The organism is Pseudogemmobacter lacusdianii, assembly GCF_030848395.1.
GTDB lineage: Bacteria > Pseudomonadota > Alphaproteobacteria > Rhodobacterales > Rhodobacteraceae > Pseudogemmobacter > Pseudogemmobacter lacusdianii.
Genome location: NZ_JAVDBT010000017.1, coordinates 50,648 through 71,808 on the forward strand (window position 1 = coordinate 50,648; position 21,161 = coordinate 71,808).

Consider the following 21,161-nt stretch of genomic DNA (forward strand, 5'->3'; position numbering starts at 1 on the left):
CTTGGCTTAAGGGGCGAGGCGTCCCGCCGTCTCGTCGATCTTCAAGAGGGTATCCATGAGAAGGGCGGCAGGGTCAAGGTTGACCGCTTTGCCTCGGCGCGCGCGGGCGGTCAGGTCATGCGACAGATCCGCCCAAGCCAAAGCGTGATAGGGGGTGGGCGAAAGGCGGGCGATAAGCTTCATCTCACCTTCGGCGGCCTCATGCGGGGCCTCATTCAGCGTACCGGCACGGGCGAGGCGGGCAAGGAAGGTCTCGATCAGCGTCAAGATCAGATCGAAGCGATGCGCACCTTGCTTACCGCTGGCGCTTTCGGCCAGCGCCGTGGCGCGGTTGCGGTCAAGGCGCGGCAGGTCGGAGAACAGCCGGATCAGCCCGGCATAGGTTTGCATCCCTTCGGCATTGGTCAGGCGAAACGCCTCACCCACCGAGCCGCCAGCCAGTTCGGCCAAAGGCTGGCGGTCTTCGGGGGTGATCTCACCACCCGCTTGCACCAAAGCATCCGACAGATCCTGCGGCGGCAAGGGGTGCAGCCGCAACTCGCGGCAGCGCGAGCGGATCGTGGGCAACAGCCGGTTTGGCTGATGCGCAATCAGGAAGAAGAAGGTGCTGGGCGGCGGCTCTTCCAGTAGCTTCAAAAGCGCATTGGCGGCCGAGGGGTTCATCTCATCGGCGGCATCAACAATGGCGACGCGGCGGCCACCATCGGCGGCGGAAAGCGTGAAGAAGGACTTCAGCTTGCGCACCTCATCGACCGAGATGACTTGGCTGAGCGCGGTGCGCTTTTCATTCGGCCCCCGGCGCAAAAGGAATAGCCGAGGCTCGGCCATCGCCCGCAGGCGGCGCGCTACGGGGTGATCTTCGGGGATGTCCAAAGTCTCGGGCGGCGGGGCGGCGAACATGCCACCGCTGTCGTCGGGTGTGGCCAGCAGGAAGCGCGCCAAATGCCAAGACAAAGTGGCCTTGCCGATGCCCTTCGGCCCCGTAACCAGCCAGCCATGATGCATCCGCCCCGAGCGGAAGGCATCAAGAAAATTGGCCTGCGCCTCGGCATGGCCAAAGATCGAGCGGGTTTCGCGCGGATGCGGAGCACCCTCGATGCGGTCGGGTTCGGGAAGGGACGCAGGTTCTGCCATGAGCGGACAATGCCCCAGCGGCGGGGCGGGGGGAAGGGGCTAGCGGGCCCCGGCGCGCGGCAAAAGTGCTGTCTCTACCAGTTGCAGCACCTCGGCGGCGATGATCTCTTGGCTGCGGTCGCCATCGATGACCCGGTAGCGCGGGAAGCGTTTGGCAAGGTCGAGAAAACCCGCCCGCGCGCGGGTCTGGAAGGCCAAGCCCATATCCTCAAACCGCATCTCATGGCCCTTGCGAGCCGTGGCGCGGGCCAATCCCGCCTCGGGGGCGAGGTCGAAGAGCAGGGTCAGGTCGGGCTCAATCCCGATCATCAGATCATGCAGCTGATCGACGGTTTGGCTGAGATCCCCGCGCGTGATGCCTTGGAAAATCCGCGTAGAATCGGCGAAGCGGTCGCAAATCACCACCGCCCCGCGCGCCAAAGCCGGACGGATGGTCTTTTCGAGGTGATCACGGCGCGCGGCGGTGAAGAGGAGGATCTCCGTCTCGGCCGACCAACGGTCGGTTTCCCCTTCAAGCACCAAACGGCGGATCTCTTCCGCGCCGGGGCTTCCGCCCGGCTCACGGGTCAAAACAACATCGCGCCCTTGCGCGGTCAAAGCCTCATGCAGGCGGCGGGCTTGGGTGGATTTACCCGAGCCATCAATGCCTTCGAACGAGATGAACAGTCCCGACACGCCCAGTTCCGTGCTCAAGAAGCCGGGGCGGGATCGCCGAGATAGCGGCTCATCAGCGCCTGAGCCGCAATGCCCACGCGGCCCATGAAGCCGGCTTTGGCGATCGAGGATTCCGCCACCAATTGCACCTGATGATCGGGCAAGCCGGGCACTTTGACGACAAGTTCCGCCACCGGCGTGCCCGCGGCCACCGGCGCCATCAGCGGGCCTTTGTAGATCACTTCGGCCTCAACCTGACCTTGCACAAGGGCAGGGACCAAGAGCCGCAAGTCCTGCGCGGGGACCAGACCAACTGTCGTGGCCTCGCCAAGGAAGACATCCGCCTCGGCCACGCGCACCCCGGCCTTGGCCACGGTCTTCTCGGCAAACTGGCGGAAAGCCCAAGCGACAATGCGTTCCGATTCCTCGGCACGCGCTTTTTCCGACGGCAGGCCGGTGATCGCAAAGATGACCCGGCGATCACCTTGCTTGGCGCTGCCGACAAGGCCGTAGCCTGCTTCAGATGTATGGCCGGTCTTCAAACCATCCGCACCAATCCCCAGCTTCAACAAGGGGTTGCGGTTGAAGCGATTGTCCGGTGCGCGGCCTTTATAGTCGAATTCAGTTTCGGCAAAGACCGGGTAGTACTCGGGGAATTCCTCGATCAAACGCAGCGCCAGAACGCCCAGATCGCGCATCGACATGCGCTGCTGGGCGTGCGGCCAGCCGCTGGCATTGGCAAAGGTCGAGGCGGTCATTCCGATCGCCCGCGCCCGCTCAGTCATCTGCGCCGAAAAGGCTTCTTCGGTGCCCGCCAGCCCTTCGGCGACGACAACGCAGGCATCATTGCCTGAGTTCACGATCATGCCGTGGATCAGATCTTCCACCGTCGGACGGTCGCTTTCTTGCAAAAACATGGTCGACCCGCCCATCGCTTTCGCGCGCGAGGAGACGGCAAAGCTGGTGTCGAGCTGCACCCGACCGTCGCGCAAAGCCTCGAACAACATGTTGATTGTCATCAACTTTGACATGCTGGCGGGCGGCACCGGTTGGTCGGCGTTCTTGTCCATCAAGACGGTATGCGTGGTCACATCATAGACCCAAGCGGCGGTGGCTTGGGTCTCGAAGGCCGAGGCCGCGCCGGGCAGCAGGGCCGCCAGCACGATCACTTTCAGACGCAGGCGCAAACGGTGCAGCACGGTGGCTCCTTTCACTTCAACATATAGGCATCGGCGAAGCCGGCCGATTTTACCTTTTTCAACGTCTCGGCATTGCCGCGCGCAACGACCGACCAATAGCTTTTGCCGTTGGCAGACTCATTGCGGATAGAGGCGGGCACACCGGCTTTGCTCAAAGCGTCAACCGCGCGTTTGGCATTGGCCTCGACCGAGAAAATGCCGATCTGGATCGCGCGACCCGTGGCTGCCGCGGGGGCGGCTTTCGGGGCTGCGGCATCAATGGCGGCACCGGCCACTGCGGCAGTGGCGGCGGCCTTCTGACCGGAAGCTGCGGGGGCTGGCGCGGCCAAAGGTTTGGTCTCAACCCCGCCGGCGGTGATCGCTCCGGCCGTTGGCGCGGCGGCACCGGCCACGGTTTCAGCGCTGTCGAGAATGGGCGTCTTCGGGGTTTCCGGCGGCGCTTCCTCGCGGCGCAGTGCGGTGACCGAGATTTTGGCGGGCGCACCGGCAAGCATGCCCAAGGCCGCTGCCGCATCCGAAGAGATCTGCAGGCGCGGGCCGGGGTTCTCACGCTCGCGCCGGAAGAGGGCGCCGATGACGAACTTGCCATTGGCAGGGTTGCGCATGATCACGCGCTCGGGGTCTTTGGCGTTGGACGAGGCAACCCAGACGCCGCCCAAGCTGGGGCGGCCGTCCCAAAGTGCGTCATCGGTCATCTGGAAGACATCTGGGGCTTCCACATCACGCTCAACCAACCGAGTGGATTTCTGCGTCTTGGCAGGGGCTGGGCTCGTCTTGTCGCCAGAGCCACCCCCGACACAACCGGCCAAAGCCAATGCCGCGGCCGAGGCCACAAGCAGCGCCCGGACAGCGGATGCCGAAGTCGTTTCGGGTGAAATAATGGTTGCCCGCTGCGCAGATGCCTGTGATGCACCTGAAACTGGTGCAAGGAGCCGCGCCGTAATGGATGCCCGTGCCATAGATGCCCTCTCATTCGCGCGGTCTTGTTTGCCGCACTGATTGACGCCGTTCCGGGCGGTTCCGGGGCGCTTCGTGCGTCATCATATCGCCCTCGGTCTCTGCTGGGAAGGGGAGAGCGCGGCGCAGACCATCACGTTGCGCTGAATTCCTGACAAGCCGCCCCTTTCAGAATCACTCCGGGCTGCGTAAGCCCTGCGTAACGGAGGAGTGGCGGAGTGGTTTAACGCACCGGTCTTGAAAACCGTCGTGGGTGAAAGCCCACCGTGGGTTCGAATCCCACCTCCTCCGCCATCTACCCCACGCACGGTGTTGTCAGGGGAACCGCTTGAGCGGGGCAGGGCGCTAGCGTAGCTTTGCCCGATGACCAGATATTCTCCGTTTTGCGACTTCAAGATCAGTTCTGCGATCATCCGCCTGGCGGTAATGCTGTAAATTCGATTTCCGCTGTCGCTGCGGAATGTGGAAGATCTGCTGCACGAATGTGGGGTCGAGGTCAGCCACGAAACTGTGCGGTTCTGGTGGAAAAAAGTTTGGGCCGATGTATGCAATGGAGATACGGGGCAGGCGGGTTGAAACAATGCGGACCCACCGGCAGTGACGGTGGCACCTGGATGAGGTTTCCGTAAAAATCAACGGCGCCACGCACGACCGTTGGAGGGCGGATGGTCGCGAATGCGAGGTGCTAGAAACTCTTGTCACCAATACTCGCGACCGCAAAGCAGCATTGAAATTCCTTGGGAAATTAATGAAACGGCATGGGCGACCCGCGGTGATCGTCACTGACCGCCTGAGATTCGACGGCGTGGCCCTAAAGGGTATGGGGCGTGGAGATGACCGTGAGATGGGGCGCTGGCTCAACAACCAAGCTGAGAGCTCCCACCAGCCATTCCGCCGATGAGAGCGGGTGATGTCGCGGTTCAAGCGCATGCGGATTTTACAGAAATTCGCGGCAGTCCATGCCTCGATCCGTAACCACTTCCAACCGAGCGTCATCTTCAGAACCGTGAACATTGCAAGCACTGCCGCGCCGCCGCTCTTGCCGAGTGGCGCGGCCTTCTCGTGGCCTAACCGGCGGGATGGGTCGGACAATCGGAGACTGTTTCGAATGCGCCTGACAGCTTCCGAGATGCAGATGGGGACCTTCTGGTCACTACGGTAGGCACAGAACTTCCTCGCTGTGCATAATTCGATAAACGCGATCTTCTGGTCCTCGCCGCTATCGCCTCTCCGCCTCCTTTCGCCACGCCAGATCCGATGCCCAACACCTGTGGGCCGGATACGCCCTTGAATAGACCGTCTGAAACACGCCGCTTAGGCCGAATTTGAGCAGATGAGAAAGATTGGCAATCGCTCGTTTTGAGATACATCAAAATTTAGATCATGCTGGATGAGACCTAATCATCACGATGAAAAAAAGGGGCCTCGTGGCCGGCACTGACGGGGCAGGGGTCCGCCGGATTATGGCGATTTGCGGCTTTATCTGCTCGCTTTGATTGAAGAGCTACCCAGTCATGATGACGAGTTGATCCGTGCGATCGGCGCAAAATCGGGCGGCCGCTCCATCCAGAGCCCAAGGGGGATTTATCCGTACCTTTCATGGCTTGAGGAGCTGGGTTATATTGCCCCGGTCTAGGATATTGGCCGGCGCTCATTCTCTGTCGCGGATGCGGGCAGCGCGTTCGTGCTGGTAGATCGTGCTGCGGCAGAAGAGCTTTTGCCCGTGACTGGACAAAGCAGGAAGAGGAGCATGATCCGATTCATGCCGGAATGTATGCGATCAAATCTGCCATGTCCGAGCTGTTGAGGCCAAATGAGCCTCAACCCAATCTCATCGCCGCGGTCGGGGGACTGCTGCGTTCGGCGGCGGTGAATAGTCACAATGTGAGCACGGCTGCGAAGGACGGGCGAAGGATACAGCCCGGTGACTGAACTTCAATAAAAGTCGGAACTTAAGGAAATAGGACCAACGCTATGGAGCCCATCATCACGCGTCATCGGTTTGATATCCGCCGCCGCACCCTCACCTTGCGAGAGAAGACATGGATCACGCCCAGTATGATCCGTCTTGTACTCGAAGGCGATGATCTGGCCGATTTCACCAGTCTTGCCCCAGATGACCATATCAAGCTGTTCTTTGAGACCGGCGCCGAAAAGCCACAGATGCGGGACTACACGCCTCGGGCCTTTGATCCCGAAGCCTGCACGCTGACACTGGATTTCGCCGTGCATGATGCGGGGCCTGCGACCCATTGGGCGGTGACTGCTGAGCCAGGCGACCGTTTGACGATTGGTGGTCCGCGCGGATCGGCAGTGGTGACAGCAACGTTCGACTGGTGGCTTTTGATCGGAGACGAGACCGCCCTTCCTGCCATGGGCCGCTGGGTGGAGGAAATGCCCGAAGGCGCGTCAGTGATCACTTTGGGCCTTGTAAGGAATGCCGCTGAAGAACAGCTCTGGGAGAGCCGGTCCGACCATCAGGCCTATTGGCATCACCGCGAGGACCCGACCCGGCCAGAGGATGCGCTCGCGGCGGTGGCCGCGTTGACGCTGCCGCGCGGCAAAGGCTTTGTGTGGATCGCGGCAGAGGCGGCCGTTGCGCGCGCGCTGCGCGACCATTTCCAGAATGAGCGCGCCCATCCGCACGCCTGGATAAAAGCCGCAGGTTACTGGGTCAGGGGCGAAGCCGATGCCAGCGTTAAGTCGTTCGACTGAGGTATCACAGGATCGAAGGTCAATTGCTTTGACGCCTGTACCAAGCGTTCGACATTCTAGACGATGCAATTTTTATCACCCCGCCCTCTGTTTGAAAGGGCGGGGCGACAACGTACAGGGGCGGCAGGTGTCACTGGGGATTTGGGCGGCCTGATCGCGCAGGACGACTGTCACCGTAAACCGTCAGATAGCGGCCTTCGGGTGAGCCGATTTTGCCAGCTTGCTTAACCATTTGTGAACAACAAATGGCATTTGTAGAGCCGATAACGAGCCCCTGGCTGCGCTCTTTCGCTTTGTTAGAGAACAAAGGGCAGGGCGGACAATCGCGCGAGTGTTGCGGGACGGCCGGGAAGGTCCTGCCGGTCCGGGGGCGGCGGCGGGCATGCAAAAGGCGGAGCCGCTAATATGCGCGCCCCGCCTTGGTCTTGCTCATGCGGTGGGAGGCTTACTGATCGGCAGCCTCTGCCGAGAGCTGGGCGGTGATCGCTTGGGCGGTCAGGGTCAGGTTCTGGATCCCAGTGCCGACCAGATACCAGCCGCGCGGGTCAAGATGGATCACCTTACCGGCCTGCCAGGCCTTGGTCACGGCAATAGCGGGATCTTTGCTCAGACGGTCTTGCACATCACTCGGCTGAGGGCTCGAGATTGCGGCGCGGTCGAGGGTGATGATCCAATCAGGCTCAGCCGCCAAAGCGGCGTCGCGGGCTTCGAGTTGACGCTGGCGCGCGGCTTCTGCCTCGGGCGAGCCCGGCTCGGGACGGGGGGCCGCTGTGGCGTTGGGATCAATCGGATCCATCACCGAACCCATGCCGAGGTAATCGTACAAAGTGCCGAAGCGTTGGCCAGGGGCATGGGCCATGCTGGTCTTGGCAACGGCGAATAAAACCAATGCCGTATCGTCGTCTTTGACGGCAGCTTGCATGGTGGCAACTGCGGTGGTCAACTCGGCGATCTTGGCCGCTGCGGCATCTTCTGCCCCAAAGACCTGGCCCAGAGTCAGCGTGTTGGCGATGGTATCTGCGACCAGACCGCCGCCTGCTGGCGAGAGGTCAAGGGTCGGGGCAATGTCCTTCACAGCATCATATTTCGACGCGGACCGCCCCGAGATGATAATCAGATCGGGCGCGAGTGCCTTCAATGCGGCCAGATCAGGCTCAAACAAGGTGCCGACACCGATAAATTTGGGGTCATTATAGGCGCTGAGATAGCCCGGCACATTCGCCGCGCCATCTTCACCACGCGGCAGACCGGCCACCGCATCAACGCCAAGCGCGTCGATGATATCCAAAGCGGCCAGATCGAAAACGGCGACCTTCTTGGGTGGGCTTTCAATCGAAAGCTCTCCCTTGGCATGTTTAACGACCACAACTTCAGCGCTGGCTAGACCCGGCAGGAAAGCGGCGGAGATGAACGCAGCAGCACCAAAGGCGCGAAGCAATGCGCGACGATGCGCGGGAACAGTCAAAATCATCATCATATCCTTGCAGCAAAGACAGGGGAGGGGCACGGATGCGCCCGGAAAGCGCGCGCGCGAAAGGGGCAAGCGCGCGCAATTGTCGTCATCAGAACCGTTTGGTTAGGCTCAACCAGGCGCGACGGCCTTCGACAACGGTGTTGCTGTCGATGTTGTTCACCTCATGGTCTAAGGCGTTATAGACCGCGAAGCTTATATTGACGCTGTCGTTGATCGCATAGTCAGCGCCCAGATCCACCGTGGTATAGCCCGCATATTTGCGACCCGTGGCATCGCCGATGGTGACCGGAGTGCCATTGCTGCCAAGGCGCAAACCGGCGGCAATTTCACTGCCGTGGTAATTCCCCGAAGCCCAGGCGCTCAGACCTTCAAGCGGAGTATCCCAATCAAAACGTAGGCTTGCCATATGCTCGGGCGTGCGTGTCAGCGGGAAGCCTGCGTACTCGCCGGTCTTTTGCTTAGAGTCGGTATAGGTGTAATTGGCGCGCATTTGCAGATCATCCACAATCGTCCAATCGAAGGTCAGCTCTAGGCCGCGGATCCTGGCGGATTGGACGTTGCGATTGTAGAAGGTGTCGTAATACTGCAGGCTGCCGTCGGCCGCGGTATATTGCGGACCTTCCAGCCACGGCACCGGATTGCCAGCGTCGTCGTAAAGACGGTAATTCTCGATCTTGTCCTTGAAGTTGGTCTGGAAGATCGTCGCGCCGAATTGCATCGGACCCTTATCATAGACCATGGCCAACTCGTAGCTGGTGGTGGTCTCGGGCGACAGATTTGGGTCGGCGATGATGACGCCGCAGGTCTGTGTGGTGCGGCAGTTGCCGCCGCCGGTGGTATAGGCATAGCCGGGTGCGATTGAGCGGATATCCGGCGCGCGGAAGCCCGTCGAGACACCACCTTTGATGGTCAACGCATCACTTGCAGTCCAGACGCCGTAAAGGCGCGGGGTGAAGTGGCCATCGTATTCGGAATGGTCGTTGAAGCGCAGGCCGCCGGTCAAAGCAAAGCTGTCGGTCAACTGCCACTCATCCTCGACGAACAAGGCCCATTGATCTGCCCGGAACTTCTCATCCAGCCCGGTGAGCATGCCGGGGTTTTGGTCGGTCAGATCGGCGCGGATAACCTGACCGCCGAAGGTCAGGTTATGTTGTGTTTGGGCACCCAATTGGGTGTTGAGCTTGGCATCGAGCACGGTGTTGGCGATCTCGGGTGAACGGGCGCCCTCGGCCCAGCCGGTCGGGTTCTGGGTGAAGCCGGTACGCTCGGCCCATTCCTTCGACAGCGATACTTCCGACGTGCCGATTGCCCAACGCCCGATATGGGTCAATGAGAGGTGATCACGGCTGTTGTCGCTATAGCTGGAGCCGGCGAGGGGTTCATTCTTCAGATTGGTGCGGCCAGCCTCAAACATCACGTCTTGATTGTCATCCGGAGTCCAGCTCAGGCGGACGTTCAGATCGCGCTCATCTGAACCGTTCATGCCGCCGACAACCGTCGCGGCGTCACGTTGCATGGCGCGGCCCCAGATCTGCAGGCCCAGACGATCGGTCACGATCGGGCCGTTCAGGTAGAAGGACAGCTGCTGTTTGTCGCCGTAATCGTCGCCCGGATTGACAGTAGCATCGACGGTGACTTCGCCGCCCCAGACATCGCCCACCTTCTTGGTGATGATGTTCACCACGCCGCCCATGGCATCCGAGCCATAAAGCGAGGACATCGGTCCGCGCACGACTTCAATGCGCTCAATCGCCGAGACCGGCGGCACGAAGCTTTGCTCAAAACCGGCATTGCCGTTGGTGCGGGCGTCACGGGTGCTCTGGCGTTTGCCATCGACGAGAATCAGCGTGTATGCGCCTGATAGGCCGCGAATGAAAATATCCGTCTCATTTGCGACACCGGTCACAACAACGCCCTGAACACCTTTCAGGGCATCCGTGAGCGAAGAGAAGTCACCCTTTTGCAACTCTTCGCCGCTGATCACGCTGATGCTGGCGGGAGCATCTTTCAGGAGCTGTTCAAAGCCCGAAGCGGTGATCACGATCTGTCCTAGGTACTCGGTCTCTCCCACGGATTGTGCGAGAGCAGAGGTGGAAATGCCTGCCGTAAAGGCAAGCGAAAGGGCCGGGATCTGGCCCCGAAGCTGCCAAGCGCTGCTGCTGAGATGCGCGCGGGCATGCGATATCCGTCGGGATGACATTGCAGTCTCCTTCACCGATGAAAAACGAGCCATGAGTACATGGCTGGCGGTTAAGTGCTTGCAAATGCTGGCTATTTTTTCTCGGCGTTAGCCTGAGACCCAGAGAGAATTGTGGTGATTCTAGGCTGGGGTCAAGCCGTTCTAATCAATTTCAACGATCGTGCCATCAAGTTTTACTAAATTAGTCAGGTTTAATTGACCTCCCCGCTTTCTGGCCTTAGATGAGGTCAGCTTTGTCGGTCAGAGACCACAGCGCCAGCCGTATCCAGACCTTTCCTCCTGGGGGACCCCAATGGCAAAATCCTACATTCTTGCAGCGGCACTGACGCTGTCCCTGACCCAATCCTTCGCTGGCGCGGCCTTGGCCGAAGCCCTGACCGTGACCCATGCTCAGGGTGAGACCGTGCTCGCCGCGACGCCTAAAAGCGTCATGGTATCGGATTGGGCGGCTTTTGATAATTTGATGGCGCTTGGGGTGCCGGTGGCCGGTGTGCCTGCCTCAAACGTGCCGCCTTATCTGAAGGATAGGATCACGCCCGAGATGGTGCAGATCGGCTCATTGCAGGAGCCGGACGTGGAAGCCATCATGGCGGCCGCACCGGATCTGATGATCGTGGCGGCCCGCTCGCGCCAATCCTATCCGACGCTGGCGGCACTTTTGTCGACGCTTGATCTGTCGATCGACAATGCCGATGTGATCGGCGGCACCAAGCATAACATCACGCTTCTGGGACAGATTTTCGACCGCGCCGATAAAGCCGTCGAACTGAACGACGCGCTCGACGCCAAGGTTGCGGTTGCCAAAGCGGCGGTTGCGGGCAAGGGCACCGGCCTTGTTATCGTCACCAACGGCAGCAAGATCGGCATCTATGGGCCGGAATCGCGGGTATCCTGGATCTATAATGCGCTGGAAGTGCCTTCGGTCTTCGACAATGTGGATGACCGAGACCATGGCGGCGATGCGATCACCTTTGAATATCTGCTTAAGACCAATCCCGACTGGCTGTTCGTGATCGACCGTGATGCCGGTGTTGGCTCCAGCGCAGGCACCGCTAAGGCGCTGCTGGACAATGAGCTGATCCATCAGACCAACTTCTGGAAGAACGATCGGATCGTCTATCTCGATTCCTCGGCCGCTTATGTGACGATGAATGGGTATGATGCCCTGAACCTGCTTTTGGATCAGGTGATTGAGGCTTTCTCGAAGGGCTGATGCCTTTCAAGAAAGCCTGCACGCTATGCCATCCGCTGCGGCCTTAGAGCCGGTCGCGAATGGCACCGCCAGCCTTGAAACTGCGACAGGATAAGCAATGTGATCGCTCTTGGTCTTGGCCTATTGGTGACGGCTGTATTGGCCATGATCAGCTTGCTGATCGGCGCAGCTGACACCAATATTCTGTCACTGCTTTGGGGGCTGCCGGATGATCAGGCCAGCCAGATCCTGATGATCAGCCGCCTCCCGCGCACGCTGGCGCTGATCTTGGCGGGCTCATCTTTGGGCATCGCGGGGCTGGTGATGCAGATGATCGTCCGCAACCGCTTTGTTGAGCCTTCGACCACCGGCACCACGGAATCCGCGATGCTGGGGTTTTTGGTTGTCACTCTGCTCGCGCCGGATTGGCCGATCATGGGCAAAATGTTGGTGGCCGCGGGCTTCGCGCTGATGGGCATGTTTTTGTTTCTGCGGCTTTTGAAGTTCGTGCCCTTGCGCGATGTGGTTTTGGTGCCATTGGTGGGCATCATGCTGGCCGGGGTGATCGGCGCAATCACCAGTTTCTTTGCCTATCGGTTCAATCTGTTGCCGATGCTGCTTGGCTGGAGCATGGGCGATTTCTCCGGCGTGCTGCGGGGCAGGTATGAGCTGCTATGGATTGGTCTGGGCTGCACCATTGCCGCCGGGATTGCCGCCGATCGCTTCACCGTTGCCGGAATGGGGCGTGAGTTCACCACCAATCTGGGGCTCAATTACCGCCGCACTATGCTGTTCGGGCTGGTGATCGTGTCACTGATTGCCTCGGTCTGTCTGGTCTCGGTGGGGTCGATCCCGTTCCTGGGGTTGGTGGTGCCGAATGTGGTCAGCCTGATCTTGGGCGATAATATGCGGCGCGCGGTGCCTTGGGTCGCGGTGGGGGGGGCTGCTTTCGTGCTGGCCGGCGATATTCTGGGCCGCGTTGTGCGCTACCCTTATGAAGTGCCGATTTCGGTGGTGGTTGGTGTGATTGGCAGTGCGTTCTTCATCTTGCTTTTGCTGCGGAGGCGCACAAATGCCGCATGAGGCGAACCTGCGTCTGCCCGGTCGGCGCGTTGGAGAGCAGCGTTTTGTGACGCCTGGGCGCCCGGCGCTGGTGCTTGGCCTGTTGGGCATGATCGCACTGGTCTCAATTTGTTGCTTCATGACTTTGGGTGTGAAGGGCAATTGGGGCTTTGTGCTGCCATACCGCGGCCAGAAGCTGGCGGGGCTTCTGCTGGTGGCTTGTGCGGTGGCGCTTTCGACGGTGCTGTTTCAGACCGTTACAAATAACCGCATTCTCACCCCCTCAATCATGGGTTTTGATGCGCTTTATGTGCTGGTGCAGACCGGCATCATGTTCTTCCTTGGCACCGGTGTCTTTGCGCTGATGGATCCTTTCCTGCGCTTTGGCATGGAGGTGGTGCTGATGATCGGCTTCTCTGGGCTGTTGTTCCGATGGCTGTTCCTTGGCGAAGAGCGCAGCCTGCATTTGGTTGTGCTGATCGGCATCATCTGCGGCGTTTTCTTCCGCAGCGTGTCAAATTTCATGCAGCGGATGCTGGATCCCAATGCGTTCCAGGTCTTGCAGGACAGCTTTTTTGCCAGTTTTTCGACCATTGATCCCATGCTGTTGAAGCTGTCTTGGGTCGTGGTTCTGGCCATTGTCCTGCTGTTGTGGCGGATGGGGCATGTGTTTGATGTGCTCAACCTTGGCCGCGCCACGGCGATCAATCTTGGGGTTAATTATCGCCGCGTTGTGATCACGATCCTGCTGATCATCTCGGTTCTTGTGGCGATTTCCACCGCGCTGGTCGGGCCGATCACTTTCTTTGGTCTCTTGGTCGCCAGCCTTGCGCATGGGTTGATCGGCAATAGCCGCCACCGCTATATCCTGCCCGCAGCCGTGCTCTTGGCAGTGATTTGTCTGGTTGGTGGTCAAACACTGCTGGAACGGGTCTTCGCCTTCGATACGGCGCTGTCGATCATCATCGAATTCCTAGGCGGAATTGTCTTTATCGTGCTTGTGATCCGCGGAGCGGCCAGATGATCAATGCCACTGGACTTATGAAGTCATTCGGTAAGACGCCGGTGATCAATGATGTCTCGGTCTCACTGGCTGCTGGGGGGATCACCTCGATCGTGGGGCCTAATGGGGCAGGGAAATCGACGCTGCTGGCGCTGATCAGCCGTTTGATGAGGGCAGATGCCGGGACGGTGACAGTGGACGGGCTGGATGTGTGGACCACGCCAGCCTCGGTTTTGGCGCGGCGGCTCTCGATCCTGCGGCAAGACAACCATATGACGGCGCGGTTGTCGGTGCGCGATCTGGTGGCCTTCGGCCGCTATCCGCATAGCCAGGGCCGCCTGACGCTGGAAGATAAGGCGCATGTCGAGCGGGCCTTGGACTATATGGCTCTGAATGACTTGCAGCATCGGTTCCTTGATGAGCTGTCGGGCGGTCAACGCCAACGCGCCTTTGTCGCGATGGTCCTGTGTCAGGACACCGATTACCTGCTGCTTGATGAGCCGCTCAACAACCTCGACATGAAACATGCGGCCAGCATGATGAAACTCTTGCGCCGCGTCTCTGTTGAGCTGGGCAAGACCATCGTGCTGGTTCTGCATGATATTAACTTTGCCGGTTACTACTCGGATCAGATTGTGGCGATGCGGGACGGTCGCGTGCTGCGCCAGGGGCCCCCCGCCGAGGTGATCACGTCTGAGGTTCTGCGTGAAGTCTATGATATGGAGATCCAGGTGCGCGAGATTGACGGCAAGCCATTGGCTTTGTTCTACGAATAGGCCGGCTCACGGGGGCAGAGGAACAGCTAAAGCGGGTAAGGTATGGGGCGTCGCCCCGCCCGGTGACCAGACGTTCGCCCTTTCGCTATTTCAAAACCAGTCCCGAGATCATTCACTTGGCGGCGCTGTTCTACATCCGATTTCCACTGTCGCTGCGGAAAGTGGAGCATTTGCTGTACGAGCGGTTGATCATGAGGGAGAGGGGGCTCGAAAGCTTCGTTACCAAGTAGACCGTAAGGCAGCATTGAAATTTCTCAGGAAATCAATGAATAGGCATCGCCGACCTGTGACGATTGTGACCGATCGATTGAGGTCCTATCGTGCCGCTCTAAAGGACTTTGGGCGCGGGGACGATCGGGAGCTGGGGTGCTGGCTCAACAGTCGAGCTGAGAACTTGCACTTGCGATTCCGCCGACGGGAACGAGCGATCTCGCGGTCCCGATGACAGCGAGCCTGACAGAAGGTCGCTTCCGCCCATGCCTCGGTCCACACCACTTTCTAATGGGGCGCCATATTCAGAGCCGCACCGATACAAGCTGGCCCGCGCCACCGCACTCACTGAGCGGCGGGGGCTTTTCGCCACCCAACCGGTGGCACGGGAAGGGCAATCGGAGACGGTTTCGCATGCGGCTGACAGCCCATTTTCCGGGCCTGATGTTCCCCGTGAGAGGGGCGACGGAGAGGGCACATTCGTATGACCAAGCCGGGGCGCGCGGCGTGCTACTGGCGCACTTGTTCAAGCAAGGCGCTGGCAAAGTCGCGGTTGCGCGGCGGGGTGTGGATCGGGCGGGGCGCGCTGAGCTCTGCCCGAGCGATCCCTGCAGCGGCGGCAGAAGTTGCTCCCTGCTGTGCTTGGCTTGATGTGAAACCCGTCAGGGGGTCATCCTCGCGGAATATCCGGCGCAGGTCGGCTTGCGGCTCACGCAATTTGCGACAGACTTGCCCGGTGAAAGGGCTGATCGCGGTGTTGGACGACGCGCGGGGAATCGGGGCGGGGGCCTGCTCTGGATCGGCCATGTCGGTATCAGTGACATCGCGCGCCAAAGAGCGCTTTTCGACTGCAAATGCGCGACGGGTCCGGGCCATCTCTGCGAACGAGGTCTGCTCGGTCATGCTGCGCTCCAACACTATTATTGTTTCCATAATGGATTGAATGACAAATGTGACTGAACTTTGTTCTAATATTGACGGAAGTTTTCGGAGAATTAGGCTAGTTTTATTATATTTTGCGTGTAGTTCTTTAACACTTTAGGTGGTAATTATAGTCTTTGGGTGGCTGTCTGTTCGCGTCACGCTGGCTGGTGCTTGATGTCGCTTTTGAGCGATGGTTCGGAGCCATTCTTCTGCTGGTAGATGCCTTGGCGCGACCTTGATCTGATCACTGCAAACCGGCAGCGGCGGCGCAAGAAGGCAAGGTTGATCTTGGGTTGAGCTCGCTGGATGGAGAGCACCTATCTTCGGTCCAGTGTGGTTAATTTCAAGGTAATATGTATCGTTTGTTCAGCTTTCTGCCGAGGCGCGCTTCAGGTTCGTTGGTGGGCTGAGGCGCAGAGCCCTCCTGCGCTGAGGCCTGCGGCGTGCAGGCGCATGATCTCATCCGGCCCGCTTTGGTGGCGCGGCTTTTATCGGATAAATCATATGCGATAGATGCCGCTTTTGACACATGAGAGGCGGCTTGTGTCTGCGGCAAAATTGCGGCGGGGCCTGGAGCTGTCCTGTGAAACTCTCTTGTAATCGCGATGTTTTATTGCCCGATATCCAACGCGTCTTTGCCATGTTTGTGCCCAGATTGGTGTGGATCACTCAGTCTCTGGTTGTACCTTCTTGATGCCTTGTCACGAGTTTTCTGGTTTCCGACCGTAATGTTTTGTTTATGCACGGGGGCTGGATGTGATGCGGGACTATGTAACCCCAGAGCTGTCACAGCAGATCGACAGCGCAGGCTCAAAGCGCCGTTTCGAAGAGGCCACACTTCGCTTGGCAGCGACGCGGGGTCAGTTTGATGATCTGGCAGCACTCTCCGGTCGCTTGGGCAGTTTGGTGTCCGAAGGACTTGAAAACCAACTCGCCGAGCTGAATGCAGCGCTGGCGGGCTTCACCACTCAGATCACCTTCGTCGGTCAAGTCAAATCCGGCAAAACTGCCTTAGTGAATGCGCTTGCGGGCCATCCTGGCCTGCTGCCGTCGGATGTGAACCCTTGGACTTCGGTTGTCACCACGCTGCATCTGAACACGATGCGTCCGCGCAATGTACGGGCGGAATTTGCGTTCTTCGATCAAGATGAGTGGGAGGGGCTGATCCGCGAAGGCGGGCGGCTGGGGTCGCTGGCAAAACGCGCCCGGGCGGATGACGAACTGGCCCAGATCCGCGTGCAGATCGAAGAGATGTACCAGAAGTCGCGCCAACGGTTGGGGCGGAATTTCGAACTTCTGCTGGGCAATCGTCATAAGTATGATGAGTTCAGCCAGCAATTGATCGAACGCTATGTCTGCCTTGGCGACCAATATGGCGGCAGCGAGCAAGAGGCGACGCAGGGGCGCTTTGCCGATATTACCCGCTCGGCGGATCTGTATCTTGAGGTCGGCGGCTATCCGATGGGCCTGTCGCTGCAAGACACTCCGGGCGTTAATGACCCGTTCTTGATGCGCGAGCAGGTCACGTTGCGCAGCATGAACAGCGCCTCGCTTTGCGTTGTCGTTCTTTCAGCTGCGCAGGCGATGAACACGGTTGATCTGGCGCTTGTTCAGCTTTTGACCGCGCTGGAAAGCCGCCGCGTTTTGATTTTCGTCAATCGGATCGACGAGTTGCAAGATCCTGTGCAGGATATCCCCGAGATCCGCCAATCGCTCGAGCAAGTGCTGCAGGCGCGCGGGATGGGGGATATCGGCACGATCGTTTTTGGCAGTGCGCTTTGGGCCGAAGCGGCTTTGCGCGGTGATCGCTCATGCCTGCCCGAAGACTCGCACAGCTCCCTCGACAGCCTGTCGCAGTTTGATCCCAGCACCGAGGAATGCCCCTCGGCCTTCGCGGCACGGGCTTGGATGCATTGCGGCATTCCTGACCTTTTGGATGCCATTGGCGAGACGGTCGCTGCCACCTCGGGTGCGCAATTGATCGAGGAAAGCTGGCGGCGGCTGAGCAACATGATCGCTACGCTGCGCACCCGGCAATTGGCCTATGCCGAGTCGGCCGTCTCGCAGCTGAGCGAAGGGACCACCCGCGCCAAGATCGACAATCTGCGTCGCGCCGTCGACAGCTATCTTGAAAGCGATATGGGCGCTCAGTTCGACCATTTTGCCCAGCGTGTGCGACAATACAGCGACGATTACGTCAAGCGGATGGCGCAGGATCTGCTGGAACGGGCCCGCGAAAATGGCCGGGTAGGGGTCGAGATTTGCGACCCGATGCAACTGCGGATGCGTCTGCGCACCGCCTATATTCGCTACGCCAATGAGCTGCGCTCTTTCTTCCAAGAGATCAGCGACGGTACGGCACAGGCGATGATGGACCTCTTTGGCCAAATGTTGGGCGAGGCGGCCTCGGATATGCAGCTGCAGCCCCCGGCCGCCCCCGCATCGCCGCCGCCGGTGGCGCTTGGCCGCACCATTGTGGTCGATCTGCAAACCACGCGTTGGAAGGCTTGGCTGGCCGCGCATGTCAACAGCCGTGGACTGGCGCGTGAGTATCACAGCCTTGTCGAGGCCGAGGTCAGCTCAATCTCGGAAGAGCTGATCGCCACGGCGCGGCAATCGCTGGATGAAATGGCAAGCGTATTGCGCGGCTTCCTGGATGAACAAGAGGGCTACGCAATTGCGATCGCCCGAGGTGCTCCGTTGGGGACTTTTGGCGCTGTGAACCCATTGCGCAGCCGCAAAGAGGCGCTTGAAGAGCTGAGCCGTGACCTGCGTCGGTTCTCATCACAGCGCGACGTATGACCTTTCCTATTGCCGACAACCCGAAGGTGCATCGCCATGCCCTATGACCAAGATCAAGACCGTGTCGTCACCGAGACAGCCTTTCGTCGGCTGAGCGCGCAAGCCCATGCCGTGCCGCGTCTCGCGGTGGTGGGGGAGTTCAGCTCTGGCAAGTCCACCCTGTTGAACCTTTTCTTGGGCGAAGACGCGTTGCCGGTGCGGACCACGGCCACAGCCTCGCCTGCAGTTTGGCTCAGCTATGGCGATGATGAGGGGTATTACATCGATGCCCAAGGCCAGCGGCACAACTTGCCCGCAGGTGGCCTTGACGAGGTGCCGGCAGACAGTCGTCATGTGCGGTTGTTCCTGCTCTCGGACTTCTTGCAGACCTGCGAAATCCTTGATCTCTCGGGGCTGGCAGATCCCAGCCGGACCGATGATCTGACATATGAAATGCTGGGGCATGCGCAATGTGTGATCTGGTGCACCCCGGCGACGCAGGCTTGGCGGCAATCCGAGAGGGCTGCTTGGCTTGCCGTGCCCGAGCGGATCCGTGCCCGCAGCATTCTGGCAATCACCCGCATCGATAAACTGCGCAGCGAGCAGGATTTAGAGCGGGTGGTGCGGCGGGTGAAGCATGAGGCGCAGGGGCTTTTCACCGCCTTCGCTCCGATCTCCGCGCTGATGGCGCAGCGCAGCCTCATCGACAATGACGTTGAGCTTTGGGAGGCCAGCGGGATCGACGCGCTGACCGATGCACTCTTTGAGCAGACGCAAGCGATCCGCGCAGAGCGCGACAATCTGCTGGGCCGCTACAAGGTGGCGCAGGGGCAGGGCGATGGCTTGGTCAGGGACGCACATGAAGCTGCGCCGGAGCCCCTTGCCCTGACCAGCGCCATGTGGTCCGGGGCGACGGAAAGTGCCTCGGGCGTGACCGATGAAGCGCAATGGTCGGTCACTGACGCAGCCCCCGTATCGCAAAGCGGTACGGCCTATCAGGCGGATGCCGCCAAAGCAGACGAACCCTCCGAGGGGCTTCAGGCCTTCCCTGAAGCGGCGCAAAGCGTTGGGCTTGATGAGGAGCCGGTCACATTTGATTTGCCCCATGGCGATGCCCTTGCTGCAACAATGGCTTTTGAGGCAACGGTAGAGGTCTCTGAGCCAGAATTTGGGCCAGAATTTGCGCCTGATACTGGGGCTGATGTGACGCCAGATCCTGCACCAACCACAGTGCAAGCTGGCGAAAACCTCACGCCGCGCGCGCCGGTGCTGGTCCTCGTGGCACCGCAACCGGAGAAGGCTGCCGATGCGCAGGCCGTGGTCGAGGGCGGCGTCGTCGACCACGCAATGGTTGCAGAAGAGCCTGAGCCCTTGATGGTCTTCGAGACTGCGATTGAAACGGATGTCCAGCCCGCTGACGCCCAAGGTGTCGGCCTTGAGCTTGCTCTAAACCAGATCCAAGACGGCAAGGCTTTGAAGGTTGAGGTCTCTGAGCCTGAAGCTGAGGCAGGGACCCCTGCTTCTCTTGGCAATTTTGTCGAGGCGGATCCGGAACCCGAACCCATTGCGCAAGCGGCGGCGAATGACTTCGATTTGGCGGCCTTTCAACAGCAGCTTGCCCAGTCCGATCATTCCGATGAGCCTAGCGAGCTGCCCGTTGATCGGGGGCCTTTGGCTGCAGATGAAGCCGATGCAGTGCCTGATCAGCCAGCTATCGCAACTCAAGTCGTTCCTGCAAAACCTGCGGAGCCCGACGCTATATTGCCGGGGATTGAGGCAGCCTTGCAGCGTGTCCTTGCCGGATATTTTGGTGCGCCTGCGCAACCCGCTGCCCCCCCCGCAGCGACCGAAGGTGATGGGGCGAGCGTTCCTAAAGAAACGCAGATCTGGCGCGACATCGTGGCGCGTCATGCGGTGCCAGAGGGCGACAGGCCGATCGTCGCTATGATTGACGAGCTCCTGACCCATCTTTTCGCGCCGCAGGGCGCGCAGTCTGCCTCGGCGGACAGCTCTGAAATTCTGTGACCGGATTGTCGATCTCAAGCGCGATCCGGGACTCTGAATGGTTCACCACTGTTTTTAAGAAACTTGCGCCGATGAAAGGACCCACGGTGCAAAAGAAACGTAAAGGAAAGAAGACGATGAGCACGAATATTTCTGCGCTGAATGAGCTTGAGGGTTTCATCGGTGGCTGCCTTGTTGACAGCGAAACTGGCCTGATGCTCGCTTCTGAGGGCGGTGGTAAGATCGACCTCGAAGCCGCTTCGGCTTTGAATACGCAAGTTGTTAAGGCCAAGCTGTCCGCAATGAGCGCCTTGAAACTGAACGATGTGATCGAAGACATCCTGATCACCCTTGGCAAGCAGTACCACCTGATCCGCCCGCTGGCCTCGGCTCCGACCGTCTTCATCTATCTGGCGCTGGACCGCAAATCGTCGAACCTTGGTCTGGCGCGGATCAAATTGAAGAGCGTCGAAAGCAACATTACTCTGTAATGACGGTCTCCCCAGGGGCGGGTGACTGATTACCAGTCGATCCTGTCCCGATTTCTCTGGGGCCAACCGTTCATTCACCCGGTGCGGTCCCAGAGTTACCCCCTTGTTGTCAGACGGTCCGCTTGACTGGCCGGCGTCGTCTGACGGCCAAACATTCGCGCTGGGTTCGTTCAACTTGATCGTGGCTCATCCGCCCAGCGGTCAGGTGCTAGCGCTGTTTACCGCTTTCGCCGAAGATCGCGCAGTATTTGCTCCACAAGTGCGGCATCGTGATGGGTTGAGAACAGCAAAAGCTGGGCTCTGCCACCGTCTGCTTTGCAGCCTGCGCCGCGCGGCGGGGAGCCCGGCCTTGGCCGGGCTTTTTGTTACTCGGCGGCGATTTTGA

General features: G+C 59.9%; 15 protein-coding genes, 1 tRNA gene and 3 pseudogenes. 12 read left to right on the top strand and 7 right to left on the bottom strand.

Going from position 1 to position 21,161, the window contains the following annotated elements:
• Positions 1-6 precede the first annotated feature (6 nt).
• The 4 genes from Q9295_RS15885 to Q9295_RS15900 are packed head-to-tail and all read right to left on the bottom strand — an operon-like array spanning position 7 to position 3,820.
• Positions 7-1,134 carry a DNA polymerase III subunit delta' gene (locus Q9295_RS15885; RefSeq protein WP_306681566.1) on the bottom strand — a complete coding sequence of 376 codons (1,128 nt, stop codon included), beginning with the start codon at positions 1,132-1,134 and terminating at the stop codon, positions 7-9.
• Between the two features lie 39 nt (positions 1,135-1,173).
• Positions 1,174-1,815: a dTMP kinase gene (gene tmk, locus Q9295_RS15890; protein WP_306681585.1), complete on the bottom strand. Its 642-nt coding sequence runs from the start codon at positions 1,813-1,815 to the stop codon at positions 1,174-1,176.
• A gap of 8 nt (positions 1,816-1,823) precedes the next feature.
• Positions 1,824-2,987 carry a D-alanyl-D-alanine carboxypeptidase family protein gene (locus Q9295_RS15895; protein WP_373457475.1) on the bottom strand — a complete coding sequence of 388 codons (1,164 nt, stop codon included), beginning with the start codon at positions 2,985-2,987 and terminating at the stop codon, positions 1,824-1,826.
• An 11-nt stretch (positions 2,988-2,998) separates the two neighbouring features.
• Positions 2,999-3,820 carry an SPOR domain-containing protein gene (locus Q9295_RS15900; RefSeq protein ID WP_306681567.1) on the bottom strand — a complete coding sequence of 274 codons (822 nt, stop codon included), beginning with the start codon at positions 3,818-3,820 and terminating at the stop codon, positions 2,999-3,001.
• Between the two features lie 328 nt (positions 3,821-4,148).
• Here Q9295_RS15900 and Q9295_RS15905 point away from each other — a divergent pair.
• The 4 genes and pseudogenes from Q9295_RS15905 (at position 4,149) to Q9295_RS15920 (ending at position 6,659) form a co-directional block, all read left to right on the top strand.
• Positions 4,149-4,238 (top strand) — tRNA-Ser (locus Q9295_RS15905).
• 69 nt (positions 4,239-4,307) lie between these two features.
• Positions 4,308-5,015 (top strand): annotated as a pseudogene (locus Q9295_RS15910) (IS6 family transposase).
• A 91-nt stretch (positions 5,016-5,106) separates the two neighbouring features.
• Positions 5,107-5,239: pseudogene (locus Q9295_RS18020) on the top strand (IS6 family transposase); the annotation flags it as partial.
• 679 nt (positions 5,240-5,918) lie between these two features.
• Positions 5,919-6,659: a siderophore-interacting protein gene (locus tag Q9295_RS15920; RefSeq protein ID WP_306681568.1), complete on the top strand. Its 741-nt coding sequence runs from the start codon at positions 5,919-5,921 to the stop codon at positions 6,657-6,659.
• Between the two features lie 445 nt (positions 6,660-7,104).
• Here the strand turns inward: Q9295_RS15920 and Q9295_RS15925 are convergent, their stop codons facing one another.
• Positions 7,105-8,130 carry a siderophore ABC transporter substrate-binding protein gene (locus tag Q9295_RS15925; protein WP_306681569.1) on the bottom strand — a complete coding sequence of 342 codons (1,026 nt, stop codon included), beginning with the start codon at positions 8,128-8,130 and terminating at the stop codon, positions 7,105-7,107.
• Between the two features lie 91 nt (positions 8,131-8,221).
• Complete coding sequence (locus Q9295_RS15930; protein WP_306681570.1) at positions 8,222-10,333, bottom strand: TonB-dependent receptor domain-containing protein; 2,112 nt, start codon at positions 10,331-10,333, stop codon at positions 8,222-8,224.
• Positions 10,334-10,625: 292 nt separating this feature from the next.
• Here Q9295_RS15930 and Q9295_RS15935 point away from each other — a divergent pair, with 292 nt between their 5' ends.
• The 5 genes and pseudogenes from Q9295_RS15935 to Q9295_RS15955 all read left to right on the top strand — a co-directional run.
• On the top strand, positions 10,626-11,546 hold the full coding sequence (locus Q9295_RS15935) for a siderophore ABC transporter substrate-binding protein (RefSeq protein WP_306681571.1): 921 nt from the start codon (positions 10,626-10,628) through the stop codon (positions 11,544-11,546).
• 99 nt (positions 11,547-11,645) lie between these two features.
• Entirely contained in the window at positions 11,646-12,608 is a 963-nt protein-coding gene (locus Q9295_RS15940) for an ABC transporter permease (protein ID WP_306681572.1), read from the top strand.
• The gene (locus Q9295_RS15945) at positions 12,598-13,611 is read left to right on the top strand and encodes an iron chelate uptake ABC transporter family permease subunit (RefSeq protein ID WP_306681573.1); all 1,014 of its coding nucleotides are present in this window, start codon (positions 12,598-12,600) and stop codon (positions 13,609-13,611) included. Before Q9295_RS15940 ends, Q9295_RS15945 begins: the two co-directional genes overlap by 11 nt.
• A complete protein-coding gene (locus Q9295_RS15950) occupies positions 13,608-14,366 on the top strand; it encodes an iron ABC transporter ATP-binding protein (protein ID WP_306681574.1) in 759 nt (252 codons plus the stop codon). The genes Q9295_RS15945 and Q9295_RS15950 overlap by 4 nt, the downstream gene beginning before the upstream one ends.
• A gap of 62 nt (positions 14,367-14,428) precedes the next feature.
• Positions 14,429-14,941 (top strand): annotated as a pseudogene (locus Q9295_RS15955) (DDE-type integrase/transposase/recombinase); the annotation flags it as partial.
• 145 nt (positions 14,942-15,086) lie between these two features.
• On the opposite strand, the gene Q9295_RS15960 reads toward Q9295_RS15955, so the two are convergent.
• The gene (locus Q9295_RS15960; RefSeq protein WP_306681576.1) at positions 15,087-15,479 is read right to left on the bottom strand and encodes a hypothetical protein; all 393 of its coding nucleotides are present in this window, start codon (positions 15,477-15,479) and stop codon (positions 15,087-15,089) included.
• Positions 15,480-16,259: 780 nt separating this feature from the next.
• Between Q9295_RS15960 and Q9295_RS15965 the strand changes: the two genes are divergently transcribed.
• From Q9295_RS15965 to Q9295_RS15975, 3 genes are read left to right on the top strand one after another with little or no spacing between them, the layout of a single operon-like run.
• Positions 16,260-18,302: a dynamin family protein gene (locus tag Q9295_RS15965; RefSeq protein WP_306681577.1), complete on the top strand. Its 2,043-nt coding sequence runs from the start codon at positions 16,260-16,262 to the stop codon at positions 18,300-18,302.
• Positions 18,303-18,338: 36 nt separating this feature from the next.
• A complete protein-coding gene (locus Q9295_RS15970) occupies positions 18,339-20,306 on the top strand; it encodes a dynamin family protein (RefSeq protein WP_306681578.1) in 1,968 nt (655 codons plus the stop codon).
• Entirely contained in the window at positions 20,303-20,776 is a 474-nt protein-coding gene (locus tag Q9295_RS15975) for a roadblock/LC7 domain-containing protein (RefSeq protein ID WP_306681579.1), read from the top strand. The genes Q9295_RS15970 and Q9295_RS15975 overlap by 4 nt, the downstream gene beginning before the upstream one ends.
• Positions 20,777-21,161 lie beyond the last annotated feature (385 nt).

Coding starts and splice junctions, on each gene's coding strand:
- Q9295_RS15950 (WP_306681574.1), top strand. CDS start 13,608: ATGATCAATGCCACTGGACTTATGAAGTCATTCGGTAAGACGCCGGTG.
- Q9295_RS15935 (WP_306681571.1), top strand. CDS start 10,626: ATGGCAAAATCCTACATTCTTGCAGCGGCACTGACGCTGTCCCTGACC.
- Q9295_RS15930 (WP_306681570.1), bottom strand. CDS start 10,333: ATGTCATCCCGACGGATATCGCATGCCCGCGCGCATCTCAGCAGCAGC.
- Q9295_RS15925 (WP_306681569.1), bottom strand. CDS start 8,130: ATGATTTTGACTGTTCCCGCGCATCGTCGCGCATTGCTTCGCGCCTTT.
- Q9295_RS15960 (WP_306681576.1), bottom strand. CDS start 15,479: ATGACCGAGCAGACCTCGTTCGCAGAGATGGCCCGGACCCGTCGCGCA.
- Q9295_RS15965 (WP_306681577.1), top strand. CDS start 16,260: ATGCGGGACTATGTAACCCCAGAGCTGTCACAGCAGATCGACAGCGCA.
- Q9295_RS15970 (WP_306681578.1), top strand. CDS start 18,339: ATGCCCTATGACCAAGATCAAGACCGTGTCGTCACCGAGACAGCCTTT.
- Q9295_RS15920 (WP_306681568.1), top strand. CDS start 5,919: ATGGAGCCCATCATCACGCGTCATCGGTTTGATATCCGCCGCCGCACC.
- Q9295_RS15885 (WP_306681566.1), bottom strand. CDS start 1,134: ATGGCAGAACCTGCGTCCCTTCCCGAACCCGACCGCATCGAGGGTGCT.
- Q9295_RS15945 (WP_306681573.1), top strand. CDS start 12,598: ATGCCGCATGAGGCGAACCTGCGTCTGCCCGGTCGGCGCGTTGGAGAG.